This is a genomic window from Bartonella sp. AA74HLJMH (assembly GCF_042197045.1).
Lineage (GTDB): Bacteria > Pseudomonadota > Alphaproteobacteria > Rhizobiales > Rhizobiaceae > Bartonella.
In genome coordinates this window covers 1-601 of record NZ_JBHIRJ010000153.1, presented here as the reverse complement: position 1 = coordinate 601, position 601 = coordinate 1, and the positions used below count along the sequence as shown (strand labels likewise).

Annotated in this window: 2 pseudogenes; both read left to right on the top strand. The window is 37.6% G+C overall.

Features of this window, described 5'->3' with window-relative positions:
• A pseudogene (locus tag ACFINH_RS10300) lies at positions 1–91 on the top strand (TrwH protein); the annotation flags it as partial.
• A 69-nt stretch (positions 92–160) separates the two neighbouring features.
• A pseudogene (locus tag ACFINH_RS10295) lies at positions 161–601 on the top strand (hypothetical protein); the annotation flags it as partial.

Sequence of the window (601 nt, the reverse complement as noted above, 5' to 3'; positions counted from 1 at the left end):
AAAGCTAAAACAGCCCAATGATAGGAACCGTGTGCCCATTAATAAAACAATCCCTGCCGAAATCAAGCGAGGAGACAACGGAATCTCATAAACTGATTTATGAAGTTAATAATGTAATGGTCAGTCTTTCTAAATATGTGAAAATTAAAAGGTGTGAAATATGCAAAAGCTGATTATTATCATAGCGATTAGTGCTTTTCTTGGAACAACAAACTTAGCAAGAAGTAACACTCTTACTAAGCAAGGAGGAGGTCATAGCCGTTTTGCAGTTCCTACTATAGGGTCAGGAAATCTCGATTCAAGCAACAATTATAAACCAAAACCACCAAAAGGCTATGAGCCACCACGTAAACTTCCACCCGATATTAAAATTGACCTTTCTAATTTTGGAACGATGAGAAATCGCGTACCGTCCAAACCTAGTGGCTCTAAGCCATCTAACACACCTCCAATATCTCCCACAGCTCAGGTACCTAAATCAACTTTCGTATCTGCTCCATCAGCAAAATATCTGGAGCTTACTAATCTATTAAAAAAAGGGGAAATTATTGAGCTCTTAAAAAAACAGCTTGAGTTGAAAAAAGAACAACTTTCGCAAACA